This window comes from Nocardia sp. NPDC049149 (genome assembly GCF_043197455.1).
GTDB lineage: Bacteria > Actinomycetota > Actinomycetes > Mycobacteriales > Mycobacteriaceae > Nocardia.
Genome location: NZ_JBICTD010000016.1, coordinates 1 through 16,062, shown reverse-complemented (window position 1 = coordinate 16,062; position 16,062 = coordinate 1). Strand labels below are relative to the sequence as shown.

17 protein-coding genes are annotated in these 16,062 nt (G+C 65.8%); 10 read left to right on the top strand and 7 right to left on the bottom strand.

All coding sequences use genetic code 11. The features are described 5' to 3' along the window. Positions 1–11: 11 nt before the first annotated feature. From ACGFNJ_RS40780 to ACGFNJ_RS40740, 9 genes are all read left to right on the top strand, one after another. Positions 12–920: a TIGR01777 family oxidoreductase gene (locus ACGFNJ_RS40780; RefSeq protein ID WP_393461421.1), complete on the top strand. Its 909-nt coding sequence runs from the start codon at positions 12–14 to the stop codon at positions 918–920. After that, a complete protein-coding gene (locus ACGFNJ_RS40775; protein ID WP_393461419.1) occupies positions 917–1,450 on the top strand; it encodes a GNAT family N-acetyltransferase in 534 nt (177 codons plus the stop codon). Before ACGFNJ_RS40780 ends, ACGFNJ_RS40775 begins: the two co-directional genes overlap by 4 nt. Before the next feature lie 107 nt (positions 1,451–1,557). Beyond that, positions 1,558–2,283 carry a lipoyl(octanoyl) transferase LipB gene (lipB, locus tag ACGFNJ_RS40770; protein WP_393461417.1) on the top strand — a complete coding sequence of 242 codons (726 nt, stop codon included), beginning with the start codon at positions 1,558–1,560 and terminating at the stop codon, positions 2,281–2,283. Positions 2,284–2,361: 78 nt separating this feature from the next. Then, positions 2,362–3,378: a lipoyl synthase gene (gene lipA / locus ACGFNJ_RS40765; RefSeq protein ID WP_393461415.1), complete on the top strand. Its 1,017-nt coding sequence runs from the start codon at positions 2,362–2,364 to the stop codon at positions 3,376–3,378. Between the two features lie 13 nt (positions 3,379–3,391). Then, entirely contained in the window at positions 3,392–3,538 is a 147-nt protein-coding gene (locus tag ACGFNJ_RS40760) for a hypothetical protein (RefSeq protein WP_393461413.1), read from the top strand. 65 nt (positions 3,539–3,603) lie between these two features. Then, on the top strand, positions 3,604–5,160 hold the full coding sequence (locus ACGFNJ_RS40755) for a serine hydrolase domain-containing protein (RefSeq protein ID WP_393461411.1): 1,557 nt from the start codon (positions 3,604–3,606) through the stop codon (positions 5,158–5,160). A 206-nt stretch (positions 5,161–5,366) separates the two neighbouring features. Then, positions 5,367–6,869, top strand: a complete 1,503-nt coding sequence (locus tag ACGFNJ_RS40750) for a serine hydrolase domain-containing protein (protein WP_393461409.1) — start codon at positions 5,367–5,369, stop codon at positions 6,867–6,869. Positions 6,870–7,050: 181 nt separating this feature from the next. Further along, on the top strand, positions 7,051–7,500 hold the full coding sequence (locus ACGFNJ_RS40745) for a hypothetical protein (RefSeq protein ID WP_393461407.1): 450 nt from the start codon (positions 7,051–7,053) through the stop codon (positions 7,498–7,500). Between the two features lie 16 nt (positions 7,501–7,516). After that, entirely contained in the window at positions 7,517–7,990 is a 474-nt protein-coding gene (locus ACGFNJ_RS40740) for a hypothetical protein (RefSeq protein WP_393461405.1), read from the top strand. Positions 7,991–8,033: 43 nt separating this feature from the next. Here the strand turns inward: ACGFNJ_RS40740 and ACGFNJ_RS40735 are convergent, their stop codons facing one another. Together ACGFNJ_RS40735 and ACGFNJ_RS40730 are read right to left on the bottom strand one after the other, a co-directional pair. After that, positions 8,034–9,323 carry an MFS transporter gene (locus ACGFNJ_RS40735; RefSeq protein ID WP_393461403.1) on the bottom strand — a complete coding sequence of 430 codons (1,290 nt, stop codon included), beginning with the start codon at positions 9,321–9,323 and terminating at the stop codon, positions 8,034–8,036. Positions 9,324–9,371: 48 nt separating this feature from the next. Continuing rightward, positions 9,372–9,881 carry a GNAT family N-acetyltransferase gene (locus ACGFNJ_RS40730; protein ID WP_393461401.1) on the bottom strand — a complete coding sequence of 170 codons (510 nt, stop codon included), beginning with the start codon at positions 9,879–9,881 and terminating at the stop codon, positions 9,372–9,374. Between the two features lie 165 nt (positions 9,882–10,046). On the opposite strand from ACGFNJ_RS40730, the gene ACGFNJ_RS40725 reads away from it, so the two are divergent. Then, a complete protein-coding gene (locus tag ACGFNJ_RS40725; RefSeq protein WP_393461399.1) occupies positions 10,047–12,242 on the top strand; it encodes an elongation factor G-like protein EF-G2 in 2,196 nt (731 codons plus the stop codon). A 53-nt stretch (positions 12,243–12,295) separates the two neighbouring features. Here the strand turns inward: ACGFNJ_RS40725 and ACGFNJ_RS40720 are convergent, their stop codons facing one another. The 5 genes from ACGFNJ_RS40720 to ACGFNJ_RS40700 all read right to left on the bottom strand — a co-directional run bounded on the left by ACGFNJ_RS40720 (position 12,296) and on the right by ACGFNJ_RS40700 (position 15,901). Next, positions 12,296–13,201: a tyrosine-protein phosphatase gene (locus ACGFNJ_RS40720; protein ID WP_393461397.1), complete on the bottom strand. Its 906-nt coding sequence runs from the start codon at positions 13,199–13,201 to the stop codon at positions 12,296–12,298. An 841-nt stretch (positions 13,202–14,042) separates the two neighbouring features. Beyond that, positions 14,043–14,444 carry a RidA family protein gene (locus ACGFNJ_RS40715; protein WP_393461395.1) on the bottom strand — a complete coding sequence of 134 codons (402 nt, stop codon included), beginning with the start codon at positions 14,442–14,444 and terminating at the stop codon, positions 14,043–14,045. Between the two features lie 227 nt (positions 14,445–14,671). Further along, positions 14,672–15,160 (bottom strand): magnesium transporter MgtE N-terminal domain-containing protein, encoded by a 489-nt coding sequence (locus ACGFNJ_RS40710; RefSeq protein ID WP_393461393.1) that lies wholly within the window; start codon positions 15,158–15,160, stop codon positions 14,672–14,674. A 28-nt stretch (positions 15,161–15,188) separates the two neighbouring features. Beyond that, positions 15,189–15,473 (bottom strand): DNA-binding protein, encoded by a 285-nt coding sequence (locus ACGFNJ_RS40705; protein WP_393461391.1) that lies wholly within the window; start codon positions 15,471–15,473, stop codon positions 15,189–15,191. A 140-nt stretch (positions 15,474–15,613) separates the two neighbouring features. Then, complete coding sequence (locus ACGFNJ_RS40700) at positions 15,614–15,901, bottom strand: hypothetical protein (RefSeq protein WP_393461389.1); 288 nt, start codon at positions 15,899–15,901, stop codon at positions 15,614–15,616. Positions 15,902–16,062 lie beyond the last annotated feature (161 nt).

Genomic DNA, 16,062 nt, shown 5'->3' with positions numbered 1-16,062 from the left:
ACCTGGCGCGCATGAAGGTCGTGATCGCAGGCTCGTCCGGATTGATCGGGACGGCGCTCGTCGCGGCACTGCGCCGCGACGGGCACGAAGTCGCCCGCCTGGTACGCAGGCGGGCGGCGGGCCCGGACGAGTACACCTGGGATCCGGTCCGTGCCGATCTGGACAAGCGGGCGCTGCGCGGTGCCGACGCGGTGGTCAACCTGTGCGGCGCCACCATCGGGCGGCGGCGCTGGAACGGCAGCTTCAAGCAGGAGTTACGCGACAGCCGGATCACCCCGACCGACGTGCTGGCGAGCGCCGTCGCCGCCGCGGATGTGCCGACGCTGCTGAATGCCAGCGGCGTGCACATCTACGGCGGCGGCACCGGCGACCGGGTGGTCGACGAAACCTCGCCCGCCGGTGCGGGTTTCCTCGCGACGCTGTGCCGCGACTGGGAGGCGGCCAGTCGTCCCGCCGCCGACGCAGGCGTGCGCACGGTGCTGCTGCGCAGTGCCATCGTGTTGTCCCGCCGCGGCGGCATGCTCAACACGCTGCAGCCGCTGTACTCGCTCGGCCTCGGCGGTCGCCTCGGCAACGGCCGCCAGTACACGCCGTGGATTTCGCTCGCCGATGAGATCGGCGCGATCGTGTTCACCCTCGGCAACGACAAGCTCACCGGCCCGATCAATGTGGTCGGCCCGGCTCCCGTGACCAATGCCGAGTTCAGTCGTGCACTCGGCCGGTCGCTGCACCGCCCGACCCCGCTGGTGGTTCCCGCCTTCGCACTGCGGGCACTGCTCGGCGAGGTCGCGGACGAGGCAATCCTGCACGGGCCGAGGGCAATACCGACGGCCCTCGAAGAGGCAGGCTACGAGTTCCAGCACCCCACCATCGGCGCCGCGCTGGCCGCGACGGTGGGACGACCCGGAGACGAACGATGACCGACAAGCTCGACACCCGCCCCGCCACCCTCATCAGGAACGCGCACCGCGACGACCTGCCCGTGATCCTCACCATCCACAACGCGAATATCGCCACCTCGACCGCGATTTGGGATCTGGAGCAGGTCGGGCTCGACGAGCGGCTCGCCTGGTTCGAGAACCGCACCGCCGCAGGGCTGCCGATCGTGGTCGCCGAGGTCGACGGTGTCGTCGCCGGGTACGCGAGCTACGGCCCGTGGCGGCCGAAGGCGGGTTACCGCTTCACCGTGGAGAATTCGGTCTACGTCGACGAGCGGTTCCACCGCCGCGGCATCGCCAGCGCGCTGCTCACCGAACTCATCGATCGGGCTCGCGCCGCCGAGGTGCATGCGATCGTCGCGGGCATCGAATCGGGCAACACCGGTTCGATCCAGTTGCACGAGCGTTTCGGCTTCCGCACGGTCGGTGTGCTCCCTGAGGTCGGCCACAAGTTCGGTCGCTGGATGGACCTGACCCTCATGCAGCTGACGCTTCCCTTCGAACCGCGCTAGCGGATCACTTCAGCCGGGCTACCCGCCGCCCAAACCTGGCTAACATGTGGCACTCCCCACACCAGGCTCCTGGAATAGCCCAACCGGTCCGGCGTACCGTCGAGAACGTGAACGACACGCGCACCACTTGGTCCGCCCGATTCGATACGACCCCGATCGTGGTCGAGGATCTCGGACTCATCGATTACCACCGCGCCTGGGAGCTGCAGCGAACCATCGCCACGGAGCGGGCCGAAGGTAACGGATCCGATCACCTGCTGCTGCTGGAACACCCCCCGATCTACACCGCGGGCCGGCGCACCGAGGCCGAGGATCTCCCGATCGATGGCAGCCCGGTGGTGGAGGTGGACCGCGGCGGCAAGATCACCTGGCACGGACCTGGGCAGCTCGTCGGCTACCCGATCGTGCGCCTGGCCGAGCCGGTGGACGTCGTCCACTATGTGCGCCGCCTCGAGGAAGCGCTCATCACCGTCTGCACCGACCTCGGCCTGACCTGTGGCCGGATCGAGGGTCGCTCCGGCGTCTGGCTGGCCGCGACCGAGGTCTTCGCCGAGCGCAAGATCGCCGCCATCGGCGTGCGGGTCCAGCGCGGCGTTGCCCTGCACGGCATTTCGCTCAACTGCAACTCGGCGATGGACGGCTTCCAGGCGATCATCCCGTGCGGCATCCGCGACGCGGGCGTCACCACGCTGACGCGCGAGCTCGGCCGCGAGGTCACGGTCGCCGAGGTGAAGCCCCTCGTTGCCGACGCGATCACCAGGGCGTTGAACGGTGAACTCCCGGTGACCGACCACGATGTGCGGCTGCCTTCGGCGTCGACGCAGGGCGATTGACCGGCCGCGGCTATCGCGCATGTCACACCGGCAGGACGGGCCGCAACCGCTAGATCATGAAGGCGTAGTGTCGATCAAGTGACCTCAGCTCAAGCACCGGCAGGACGCAAACTGCTACGCATCGAGGCGCGCAACGCGGAGACCCCGATCGAGCGCAAGCCTCAGTGGATTCGTACCAAGGCCAAGATGGGCCCGGAGTACACCGAGCTCAAAGGGCTCGTCAAACGCGAGGGCTTGCACACGGTGTGCGAGGAGGCGGGCTGTCCCAACATCTTCGAATGCTGGGAAGACCGCGAGGCCACCTTCCTGATCGGCGGCGAGCAGTGCACCCGCCGCTGCGACTTCTGCCAGATCGACACCGGCAAACCCGCCGCACTCGACCGGGACGAGCCGCGCAGGGTCGCCGAGAGCGTGCAGGCGATGGGCCTGCGCTACTCGACGATCACCGGCGTCGCCCGCGACGACCTGGACGACGGCGGCGCCTGGCTGTACGCCGAAACCGTGCGCGCCATCAAGGCTTTGAACCCCAACACCGGTGTCGAACTGCTGATCCCTGACTTCAACGCCGAGCCGGACCAGCTGGCCGAGGTGTTCTCCTCGCGCCCGGAGGTGCTGGCGCACAACCTGGAAACGGTGCCGCGCATCTTCAAGCGCATCCGTCCCGCCTTCCGCTACGAGCGTTCGCTTTCGGTGCTCACCGCTGCCCGCGAGGCAGGCCTGGTCACCAAGTCGAACCTGATCCTCGGCATGGGCGAGACCCCAGAAGAGGTCACCCAGGCCATGCGCGACCTGCACGAGGCGGGCTGCGACATCCTCACCATCACCCAGTACCTGCGCCCCTCGCCGCGCCACCACCCGGTCGACCGCTGGGTGAAGCCCGAGGAGTTCGTCGAGCACTCGAAGATGGCCGAGCAGATCGGTTTCGCAGGTGTGATGGCCGGGCCGCTGGTCCGCTCGTCGTACCGCGCGGGAAGGCTCTACGCGCAGGCGATGGCCCATCATGGCCGCGAAATCCCGGCCACCATGGCGCATCTCGCACAGGAAGGCACTGCCTCGCAGGAGGCGTCCGCCGTGCTCGCGCGCTTCGGCAGCTGACACCGCTGTACGCATGAACCGGGTCAGGCCCGGCACCTTTGGCTATGAGGTGCTGGGCCTGATTTTGTTTCTGCGACACCAGAAGCGGCGGGTGCTCATCGTCTGCTCGAACTCGAGCCTCGTCGGCCTGCGCCTGACGTCGACCATCGTTCGTCGGTGAATGCGCGGGTAGCCCGACCGATACACTGAGGTGCAGATACGCAGTTTCATTGGGGGGAACGAAACATGCTCAGTCGCAATGCCTTCACTCGGCTCGTCCGCGGAACCGCCGGGATGTTTGCCGTGGCAGTGGTCGCCACCGTGCTGGTCGGCTGCGAATCACCCCGCGAATGCGGGCCAAATGCCAGCTGTGCCGCCATATTCCTTCCGGCGGAGGTGACGAACACGCTCGACGAGATCGTCCGCAAGCAGATGGACGCGGGCCTGATCCCCGGAGCCCTTGTCGCAGTGCGCGATCCGGATCGCGGTGTGTATACAAAGGCCTACGGTGTCGCCGATCTCGGCTCCGGACGTCCGATGGAGATCGGCGATCATGTTCGAATCGCCAGTGTCACCAAGACTTTCACGGCGACCGCCGTGCTGATGGCCGCCGACGAAGGCAAACTCTCGCTCGACGATCCGCTGGAGAAGTACGTCCCCGGCATCCCGAACGGGCAGACCATCGCGCTGCGCGACCTGCTCGGCATGCGCGGCGGAGTCTGGGATCTCGGTGAGGATCCCGGCTACTCGGCCCAGCTCGTGTCGAAGGAGCCGGGCGACTGGCCCGACGGCGGTCGAGTGGCCCTGCTCACCACCCACCCCGAAAAGGCAAGGCCGCCACGCACCAACACCGCGTACTCGAACTCCGAGTACTTCCTGCTCGGACTCGTACTGGAGAAGGTAACCGGAAAGCCGATACACGAGGTTCTCGACGCTGTCGCAACGGCGCATGGACTGCGCGAGACGAGGTACCCCACCGACGCCACCGTGCCGACGCCGGCGAGCCGCGGCTACAGCTATTTCGACACGACCGCGACCGACGTCACCGCGCGCAACATCCCCGCCGTCTTCGGTGCCGCGGGCTCGATGGTCTCGACCATCGACGACCTCGCCGCCTACGCACCCCTGCTTGCCGGCGGTGATCTGCTGAAGCCCGAAACCAACCAGGCCAGACAGCAATTCACCGAGGGCACCGCCGCGGGTGAACACCTCGAGTACGCCCTCGGTTTGCAACGCTTCGGTCCCTGGCTCGGCCACACGGGGAGCGTGCCCGGCTACACCACGCATGTCGCCTATCTCCCCGACCGCAGGATCAGCGTCGCGGTGGCGGTCAACCAGAACACATTTCCAGCCGGCCTGATGCCGCTGTCCGCGTCCTCGATCTGGAGCGCGATCGTGCGGCAACTCTATCCGGAGTCGTTCTCTGGCAACGGGCCCAAGCCGACGACGCCTCCCCCGCCCGTGCCCACCCCGGCAGATCTGACCGCACAGCTGGCTCGAACCCTCGACCCGAACATCCCCGCGGACCAGAAGCCCCTGCGGAGCATGGGCGAAGCCAAAGACCCCGAACTACTGACTCGCCTGGCATCGGTCTGGGCCGAGCACCCGTCGACGATCCAGGTCGACAAGGTGACCGAATTCGACGGCGAGGCGCTGGCCGCCACGTCGACAATGGCCTATGACGGCGGCAAGCGCCCACTCATCGTTCCCTTCGCCGCGCGGAACAATGCCTGGGTACTCACCACCTACTGGGTCTGCCGGAACCTGACCGCCGCAGGCAAAACCTCACCCGCCTGCGGCTGATCTGCCGGGCTCGCGCTTCGGCAACTGAGCTAACAACTTCATATACCTGGACCTCGTACGTGCGCTGAGTGTTTCGCTGGACGTGCGAGGACCTATTCACGTGTGACCTGTTCATGCGTGAGGTGCCGCCCCTGCGGCGCGATGACGGTCGCGTGGGATCGGAGTAGTACTCGTGTACCTGGTTCAGAGCGTGGGGGGATCGAAAAATGTTCGGTAGGAACAGACTTGCGCGGTATGCCCTCGGCCTGACCGTGGCGGCGCTCGCCACCATGCTCGTCGGATGCTGGGAGGTGGAGAGCGGGCCCGCGTTTGCGGCGGAGGTGGCGAGCAGACTCGACGAGACCGTCCGCAAGCAGATGGACGCAGGACTGATCCCCGGTGCGCTTGTCGCGATCCACGACCCCGAGCACGGCACGCTCGTCAAGGCTTACGGCGTCGCCGATCTCGCGTCCGGGCGGCCGATGCAGGTCACCGATCACGTCCGGATCGGCAGTGTCACCAAGACTTTCACGGCGACCGCCGTGCTCATGGCTGCCGACGAGCGCAAACTCTCGCTCGACGATCCGCTGGAAAAGTACGTCCCCGGCATCCCGAACGGGCAGACCATCACGCTGCGCGACCTGCTCGGCATGCGCGGCGGAGTCTGGGATCTCGGCGGCGACCCCGACTACACGGCTCAGCTCCTGTCGAAGGAAGCCGGCGAATGGCAGGACGGCGCTAGGCTGCGGCTGCTGACCACCAACCCGGACAAGGCACAACCACCGCACATCAAGACCGAATACTCCAACTCCGAATACTTCCTGCTCGGCCTGGTTTTGGAGAAGGTGACTGGCAAGCCGATCCACGAGGTCCTCGACGGCATCGCTGAGGCGCACGGCCTGCACGAGACGTCCTACCCGGCCGATGTCACCATGCCGAGCCCGGCCAGCCGCGGCTACTCCTACTTCGACGAGACCGCCACCGACGTCACCGCGCGCAACTCCCCTGCCCTCTTCGGCGCCGCGGGTTCGATGGTGTCGACCGTCAACGAACTGGCGGCCTACGCGCCCAAGCTTGCCCGCGGCGACCTGCTGAAGCCCGAAACCAGCCAGGCCAGACAGCAATTCACCGAAGGCACGGTCGAGTACGCGCTCGGCTTGCAGCGTTTCGGTCCATGGCTCGGTCATACCGGCGGCGTGCTCGGCTACTCCACCCACGTCGCGTATCTCCCGGAGCGTCGCGTCAGTGTCGCGGTGGTCGTCAACCAGTACACGGTGCCGCCCACGCTGCTTCAGGTTTCCGCGTCGTCGATCTGGGGCGCGATCGTGCACCAGCTCTACCCCGACTCGCTGCCCGGCGCCGAGCCGGAACCGACGACGCCTCCGCCGCTGCCTACCTCGGCCGACCTGACCGCACAACTGGCACAGACCTTCGACCCGAACATCCCTGCCGCAGGGAAAACCCTGCGCGTCGCGGGCGAGGACAAGGATCCCGAACTGTTGACCAAGCTGGCAACGGCCTTCGCGCCGTACCCGATGACCATCCAGGTCGACAAGGTCACCGAGTTCAACGGCAACAGCCTGCTCGCCACCTCGATCTCGGCCTCGGCAGGCGCCAAACGCCCGATAGTCGTCCCGTTCGTCGCCCAAGGCAACGCGTGGCGGCTCGAGACCGGCTGGGTGTGCGAAAGCATCATCCCGCTCGGCGAAACCTCGCCTGCCTGCGTCTGATCCGGCACCGCGTTCGCATATTCGGTGAATATGCGAACGCACAATTGCGGGCAGGACGGTGTGGTTGATCGAATTCGCGGTACGTGGGGTATCCACACTTCCGTTCGAAACGAATACCTCGGTAAACCCGACAAACCTGTCGGGTCCTGATTCCGTTTATCGAGTCACCGAGGAGTTCCGTATGAAACGCACCATGCGCAAAGTCGCCGCGGTTGCCGCCGCGGCCGCGGCGGCGCCGATCGTGTTCACCGCCACCGCACAGGCGGATCCGGGCACCGTGTACTTCAGCGTGGGCAGCTTCAACTGCGCCATCTTCGGGGACGGCACCACCGGCTGCGACTTCGCCTATCCCATGCGCATCCAGTACAGCAACGCACCGTTCACGTTGTTCGCCAGCGAGATGGTCATCGACCAGCCTTGGCTGCCCGCACATCCCACGTTCGACCCCGGCACCCCGTACACCCTCCCCGGCGGCAACCCGAGCCTCGACTCGGTCAAGACCGGTCAGGGCCAGTGGGGTCCGTACGTCGAATACGCGGGCGCCAAATGCGAAATCGGCTTCCACGGCAGCTTCAACTGCACCTCCAAGGGCCGCGCCTTCGGCTCCTACGGCGGCATCGTCTCCGCCTGACCCGTAGCATCGGCGAGTGGATCCTGGTGACTTCAGCGACGACGAGCCGAGCGACCACCTACGGTTTGCCGCCTACCTCGAGGAATTGGCACAGGTCGCCGATATCGACGAAATCGACGTTGTCATCAGGATTCTCACCGATCCGGACACGCTGATGGCCGAGGCCGCCGTAGTCCGTCACGTCGACCGACGGGCCACCGACCTCTACCTCACCCCCGCCTACGACCGGTGGGCCGAATCCATCGAGCAGGCAACGACCGACCACCCGTTCCTGGTTCGCCGCCTGCACGAATGGGCCTGCTTCCGAGCCGTCATGCTGGACCGGCCGTGGTCCCCTGACGCGATCACCGAATCCTCCGATTGGCTCCAACGTAAGCTCGCCGGCTGCGCGAATGACCGCAACGCCCTCACCCTCCTCGCCGAATACGGCCGCACCAAACGAATCCGCGGCCTCGCTCGCACTCGGGTAGGTCGCGCCGAAACCCGGTGATCTGCCCCGTGTCTCGATGAGTCGACCGAATCCTGTTCGGCCGCTAGGGCTGGGGTCGGGTGCGTTTCCAGAGGGCAAGCACGCCGAGGGCGGCGGCGACCATGCAGGCGCCGACGACCCAGAGACCTGCGCGTTGCGTGCCGGTCCAGTCCTTGAGGCCGCCGGTGATGTAGGGGGCGGCGAACCCGCTGATGTTGCCGATGGAGTTGATCAAGGCGATGCCGCCCGCTGCGGCGGCGCCAGAGAGGAAGGCACTCGGCAGCGCCCAGAAGGTGGGTAGGGCAGCGAGAACGCCTACGGCGCAGACGGTTACCGCGACCATGGCGGCGAACGGATTGCCGAGGTAGAGCGCCACCGGAATGGCGAGCCCGCCGACGAGCGCGGGAAGCGCGACGTGCCAGGCTCTTTCGCCGGTGCGGTCGCCGTGCCTGCTCCACCACACCATCACCACGGCGCCGATCACGTAGGGCACCGCGTTGATCAGGCCGCGCTGCACCACCGAATAGTGCGTGCCGTACTGCTCTTGGAATCCGTTGATGATCGTCGGCAGGAAGAATCCCAACGCGTACAGCCCGTACACGATGCCGCCGTAGACGAGGGCGAGGCCGAGTATCCGGGCATCGGTGAGCGCCTTGCGCAGCGTCCAGTGCCCGGCCTTCTCCACTTCGGCCTGCTCCGCCGCGAGTTCACCACTGAGCCATTGCTTTTCGTCACGCGTCAACCATTTCGCCTGCGCGGGACTGTCGGTGAGGAAGAACCAGGTCACCACCGCGAGCAGCAACGCGGGCAGCCCCTCGACGAGGAACATGAACCGCCAGCCGCTGAGCCCGAAAACCCCGTGGCCGTACTGGATGATCAGGCTCGACACGGTCGAACCGAGCGCGGTGGACACCGGAATAGCGACCATGAACAGCGCGACGATCCTCGCCCGCTGCGACTGCGGAAACCAGTAGGTGAGATAGAGCAGGATGCCGGGAAAGAACCCGGCCTCCGCCACCCCGAGCGCGAATCGCAGGATGTAGAGCACGGTTTCGTTGGGCACGAACGCCATCGCCGTCGCGACCAGACCCCAGCTCGCCAGGATCCTGGCGATCCACCGGCGTGCCCCGAACCGGTGCAACGCCAGATTGCTCGGCACCTCGAGCAGCAGATAGCCGATGAAGAAGATCCCCGACGCCAGCCCGAACGCCGTCTCGGTGAGCCCGAGATCGGCCTTCATCCCGCTCGGCCCGGCGAACCCGATGTTGACCCGGTCCAGATAGTTGACGAAGTACAGCAGCCCGAGGAACGGCACCAGGCGGAGTGTGACCTTGCGCAGCGTCGCGCGGGACACGTCGGGTGACAACCATCCGCGCACTCTCACCCCGACGGCACCCGCTGGTCAAGTCCGCACGGTGCGCACGTAGCAGTCGACCGGTCCCTCGTCGTCCGCGCCGGGGTGACTGAAAACGAACCCGGCGCGCACCGCGACCGCCGCGGACGGGCGGTTTTCCGGATCCACCCGGATCAGCGCCGCCTCCGCCAGACCCGATTCCGCGAGGTATCGGCACGCGAGCTCGACCGCGCGCGTCGCATAGCCGCGTCTGCGCCGGTCCGGATAGATTCCGTAGGCCAGATTCGCCTGTCCCGGTGCGAGATACGACTGCCTGGTGTGCACGTCCACGGTGCCGACCAATGCTCCGTCCGCGACCTCGACCACCGCGAATGTTCTACTCGCGCCATTGTTTTGCCATCGCTGCACACAGCGGTCGAAATGCCGCACCACCGTCTCCAGCGTGCTGCGCCCACCGTTCAACCAGCGAACCAGTTCGTCGTCCTCGCCCGCCAGATGTGCCTCGGCGTCGGCCACCGTGATCGGGCGCAGCGCGACAACGCCGTCTGATACCAGCATCGGGCCATCTTGTGCAGGCGGCAGGAGCCGCGGCAAGGGGTTATCGGGCGGCACGGACTGTGCGGTCCGCACACACCGGATCTCCCGATCCGTGGACGCGCGGCTACCGCCGGTGGGAAGCTCGAAGTACCGCAGGTGACGGGGCGCGAGGAAGCGAGACGCACAGTGGACAAGAGTGGAGCTGCTGGGGGCAACGGCAGAGTAGTCGCGGCCGAGAGGCCGGATCAGATTCGAAATGTGGTGCTGGTCGGGCACAGTGGGTCAGGGAAAACAACGCTGGTCGAGGCGATGGCACTGACCACGGGGACGGTGAACCGGGCGGGGCGGGTCGAGGACGGGACCTCACTGTCGGATTACGACGAAATCGAGCATCGCCAGCACCGATCGGTGCAGTTGTCGGTGGTGCCGCTGGCCTGGGACGGGTTGAAGATCAACCTGCTCGACACCCCCGGATACGCAGATTTCGTCGGTGAATTGCGGGCAGGCTTGCGCGCGGCGGATGCGGCGCTGTTCGTCATCTCGGCGGCCGAAGGTTCCGAAGGGGTGAGCGGAGCGACCCGCGCGCTGTGGGAGGAGTGTGCCGCGGTCGGGATGCCGAGGGCGATCGTGATCACCCATCTCGACACCGCACGCGCCGACTACGACGAGATGACCGAGACCTGTCGTGCGGTGCTCGGCGGTGGATCCTCGGAAAACATTCTGCCGCTGCATCTTCCGGTGTACGGGCCGAAGAACCCGGACGGCCATCGTCCGGTCACCGGGTTGATCGAGCTGCTGCCGAACTGTGTGGTCGACTATTCGACCGGCGAATGTGTGGCAGGCGCGCCGTCGCCCGAGCAGCAGTCGATGCTGGAGGAGGCACGCAACCGGCTGATCGAGGGCATCATCGCCGAAAGCGAAGACGAGACGCTGATGGAGCGCTACCTCGAGGGCGAGGAGATCGAGCTAGCCACCCTGGTCGCCGATCTCGAGCGTGCGGTCGCCCGCGGCAGTTTCCACCCGGTCCTGTTCGGTGCGCCCGCGCCGGAAGGCGCCAAACAGGGGCTCGGCACGGTCGAACTGCTCGACCTGATCAGCGGCGGCTTCCCCACCCCGTCGGAGCATGTCGTGTCCGCCGTGCGCGCCTCCAATGGCGCTGCGGCGCATCCACTCACCTGCGATCCGAACGGTGAGCTCGCGGCCGAGGTGATCCGCACCGCGTCGGATCCCTACGTCGGCCGGGTGTCGCTGGTGCGCGTGTTCTCCGGCACGCTGCGCGCCGACGACACCGTGCACGTGTGCGGACACGGCCAGGAGGATCGCGGTCACGAAAGCCACGACGTGGACGAACGGGTCGGCGCGGTGTCCACGCCGTTCGGCAAGGGCCAGCGCCCGCTCGGCCAGGCCATCGCGGGCGATATCGCCTACGTGACCAAACTCAGTCGCGCGGAAACCGGCGACACCCTGTCCGGCACCGGCGCGCCGCTGCTGATCGAACCGTGGCAGATGCCGGATCCCTTGCTGCCCATCGCGATCACCGCGCACAGCAAGGCCGACGAGGACAAGCTCTCGCAAAGCCTGGCCAGGTTGGCGGCCGAGGATCCCGCGGTGCGGCTCGAACACAACAGTCACACCAGGCAATTGGTGCTGTGGTGCCTCGGCGAGGCGCATCGCGATGTCGCGTTGGAGCGATTGCGCACCCGATTCGGCGTGCAGGTCGACGTGATCGAGCACGAGGTCGCGCTGCGGGAAACGTTCGCGGGCAAGGCGAATGGGCGCGGCAGGCACGTCAAGCAGTCCGGTGGGCACGGCCAGTACGCCGTCTGTGAGATCGAAGTCGAGCCGCTGCCCGGCGGGTCTGGCATCGAGTTCGTGGACAAGGTGGTTGGCGGAGTCGTTCCGCGCCAATTCATTCCGTCGGTGGAGAAAGGGGTGCGCGCGCAGGCGTTGCGCGGTGTGGCCACCGGTAATCCGCTGGTCGACGTGCGGGTCACGCTGTTCGACGGGAAGGCGCATTCGGTGGACTCCTCCGATGCGGCATTCCAGACGGCCGGTGCGCTCGCGTTGCGTGAGGCCGCCAACGCCGCGGGTATCGCACTGCTGGAACCGCTTGCCGAGGTTTGGGTGCTGGTGTCCGACGATTATGTCGGCCCGACGTTGAGCGACCTTTCCAGTCGCCGTGGTCGCGTCCTCGGCACCGAGCCGCACGGCACGGGCCGGACCCGAATCCACGCCGAGGTACCGGAACTCGAACTCAGTCGCTACGCCATCGATCTGCGTTCGCTCTCGCACGGCACCGGCGACTTCACCCGCTCCTACACCCGGCACGAACCGATGCCGACGCAACTGTCCGCCGCGTTGCGCGCCAAAAAGCAGTCCTAATGCTGTTGGGGCCCATCCACTTTCGGTGGATGAGCCCCAACGACTTTCCTCGACTAGCTGACCAGGTTCTTGCGCAGCTTCAGGATGGTTCCGGCATCGAGGCCGAGGCCCTGGGTCAGGAACTTGCCGAAGCTGCCGTAGTCCTGTTCCAGCTTCGCCACGGCCGTGTCCAGGTACTGGTTGCGGACCTCTTGCAGCGGGATGAGCAGATCCGGATTCTGCATCAGGCCAGCCTGTTTGACCTGCTGGCGCAACGCGGCGTCGGCCGCGGCACGGTACTGGTTCGACAGCAGATAGTCCTGCTTCGCGGTGGCTTCCGGCACACCGATCGCCCGCAACACCACGTAGGTCAGGAAGCCGGTGCGGTCCTTGCCCGCGGTGCAGTGGTACAGCGTGGCCTTGTCGGTGTTGGCCAGATCCTTCACCGTCTGCCCGAACGCGGCGCGCGAGGCGGGGGTCAGGAAGCTGGTGTACACCCCCTTCATGATCTCCTCGGCCTTACCGTTGCCGAGCATCTCCTCCTGCTTCACCGGGTCGCGCAACTGGATCACCTGAAGCAGCTTCTGGAACAGGCCGGTGTCGTCGATCGGCCTGGCCACCAGCTGCGCGCCCTGCGGTAGCTTGTCCGGCCCAGCGAACTGAATTTCGGCTTGCGTGCGCAGATCGACGACGGTCTTCACATTCAGCCCCGCCAGCTTCTGCAGATCGGCCGCGGTCAGCTTTTCCAGCGAGTCGGCTCTAATAGCTTTGCCCGACTTCACCTTCGCGCCGTCATAAGTCCGATATCCGCCGATATCACGAGCATTCACCGCGCCTTGCAAATCGATCTTTCCTGCCGCCGCAACGGCGCTTTCGGCCTGCACATCCGGTTGCGCCGATGCCATGGGTGGTGCGGTTGTCGCCGTCAATGCGAAGGTCGCCAATGCGGCGGCGAGCAACGAAACAATTGAGATCCTCATGGCGCGGGACAGTAGGGCTCTACTCGAGCCCGCTGCGGAGTTTCCCACTCATCCCGCCGCACTTACCCCACTCACCGGAATCTCCTTGCCGGCCACCGAGATTGCCCCCTCATCCACTGAGGTAACCCCTGGACAACCTGCCCTTTTCGCGCGCGAGCCGCGAAGCGCACCGCACCGTGCCGCAAAACGTGATTCCCCATCGACGCGAGCCACCCACCGTCCCCATGATCATCCCGCCAATCCACCATTCCCGCAAATCGCACGCCCCACAACACATCCCATCGGCGTGCGAGAAATGGTTGCCGCCTGCCATCGGCGTGAGAGAAACGGTGGCAACACGCACCATTTCTCTCACGCCAACATTTCAAGATCGCTTTGAAGGCCTCCGAGCCGGACCTCTGGCCGCCGGTCCAGGGACGGTTGCTGACTCCATTGACGGGAGTCAAATGGTTGCCGAGCTCGTTGACGGGAGTCAAATGGTTACTGATGGCCGCTGACGGTAGTCCTATTGTGGCAATACGCGCCGAGACGCCCACCATTGGACTCCCGTCATTCTTTTCAAGATCTTTGAACCGGACCACAGCCAAGTGACCCGGCTGGAACGAGAGGTCGCGTGACCGACTACGGAGGTCAGCCGGGTACGGCACACGACGCCACCACGCTAATCCAGTGCAAACCCCGAGACGGCCGCACTCGCCAGGAAACCGTCGAACCCCGGACAACACCACCCCGAACCTGCACCCCTCCTTGACATCCGCACCCGCTCCACAGATCCGCACTCTTCATGAGCTACTAGAACCGGTGCGGATCCACAGAACGAGTGCGAACCTCCCACCGAAACCTAAAGCGCGACAACCGCTTCGACTTCAACCAGATACTCAGGACGGAACAACCCCGCAACCTGAACCAACGAACTAGCCGGATTCGGCCGATCCCCCAATGCAGGCCGAAGAAACTCGTCCCGCGCATCCCGAAGCACCTGCAAGTCACTGACATCGGTCACAAACCACGTGAACTTCACAACCCCCGCCCAGTCACTCCCCAACGCCTGAAGCACCTTCCCCAGATTGCTCATCGCCTGCCGAGTCTGCGCGGCAAGATCGTTCACCCCCACCACGTTCCCCTCGACATCCATCGCAACCTGCCCCGACACAAACGCCAGCCGCCCCGACGTAGTCACCGCATGCGAGTACCCGTTACCCGTTGCAACACCGGCAATTTCAGCAAATCTCTCATCGATCACCACCCCAGCCTAGAGCCTCGCCCGCCCCCCAGTCCGCCCAACGAATCCCGGTCGTAACAACCGCCACCAACCCCCCGATCTGGCCAACAACAGCTTCACACAGGGGGGACAGCTATGACATCAAACCATCGCCCACCGAGATCCCTCATCCGAAGATTCGCCCGCCCACTACTCGGCACCCTCGCCGCCCTCACCTTAATAACCAGCGGATTCCTAGCCTTCGAAACCTACCGCCCCACCACAAACAACGCACCGCCCCTCGTCCCCACCCCGCCAGTCATCTCAACAACGCCCGCACCAGACAACGCGGCACCACTTCCACCCGACACCTCGCCGCAACTACCGCCCGACACCACGGCACCGCCGACCCCCAGCACCCCACCCCCGGTCGCACCCGACACCAGACCACTGTCCAAACCCAGCACCTGATCGGGCAGTGTGTACACGGTTTCGGCGGTGGCGCCCTTGGCCCGCACCATGGTCAGCGCCTGCTCGACGGTGAGGTTGCGCGGCAGCGCGATCACCTCGGGCGTCATGTACTGCCCCGCCGAACCCTCGGGGTAGCCGAGCAGCGCGGCGGTCATCCGCCGTTCGCGCGGGCTCAGCCCGGCGAGCACCTTCTTGGCCACCTTCGCAGGCGCCTCGCGCAGCATGCGGGCCCGGTCGTCGGGCGCCATCTCCTCGACCGGCGTCGACGCACATGTATTGCCCCACATCGAATTCACTCAGGTGCTGATCATCGCTCTACGTCGAAATCAAACGCACAGCTTCGCCACACAGCTTGCGCATGTCGTCGAGGTCGCTGGTGAGCATCAACACTGGGATGTGCTGGCGTAGAGCCATTTCCGCGACAACGGTGTCGATCGCATATTTGTGGCCGTGCAATCCTGCGTCTACCAACAGTGCCGACGCCGCCTTGGCGGATATCTCATCGACCTGCTCGATGCGCAGCGCGGAAAGCAACCAGGCGAGTCGAGCCTTGTCCGTCTTGCGATGAGTCGCTTCGATGATCGTGAGCGCGCTGATCACGACCTCCATCCCGCGGGAGCGCGCTTCGGCGACGATCGCGACAACCGACACCGAGTCGTCGATAAGTCGGGACAATCCGTCACAGTCCAGAACCAGTGTCCCGGCATGCCCCGCCATCGGGGTACGACGCCCGGGCTTGCTCAGCTTGCCGTGTGCCACTGATCTGACTCACCGAGAGCCTGATCGAACACATCCCGCGCACGTCGACGTTCCGCTTCGGGCAACGGCCCGTTACGCCGCTCATGATCGGCGATGTACTCGTCAAGCAGCATTCCGCGAAGCTCGCGCTCGACCGCGGAGGTGATAAAGGACGAGAACTCGCGCTTACCCACCCGGCGACGGATAGCTTCGGCGGTGCCTTCCGGCAGCGAAAGACTGACCCGCGTCGCGGGACCTTCCCCGATCCGATGCTCCAGCTCATCGCTCACCAGAGCAGATTATCAATCAAAGTAGGAAACTTCAAGGAGCCGCTGCAACCAGGCCCCACACCGAACGGGACTGTAAGAACAACGGTGTAACTCCGAATCAAGGAGTGGCACATGGACTCTGATGTGATGGCGGTCGAGGTGGCCGATACTGACGCGGTGGC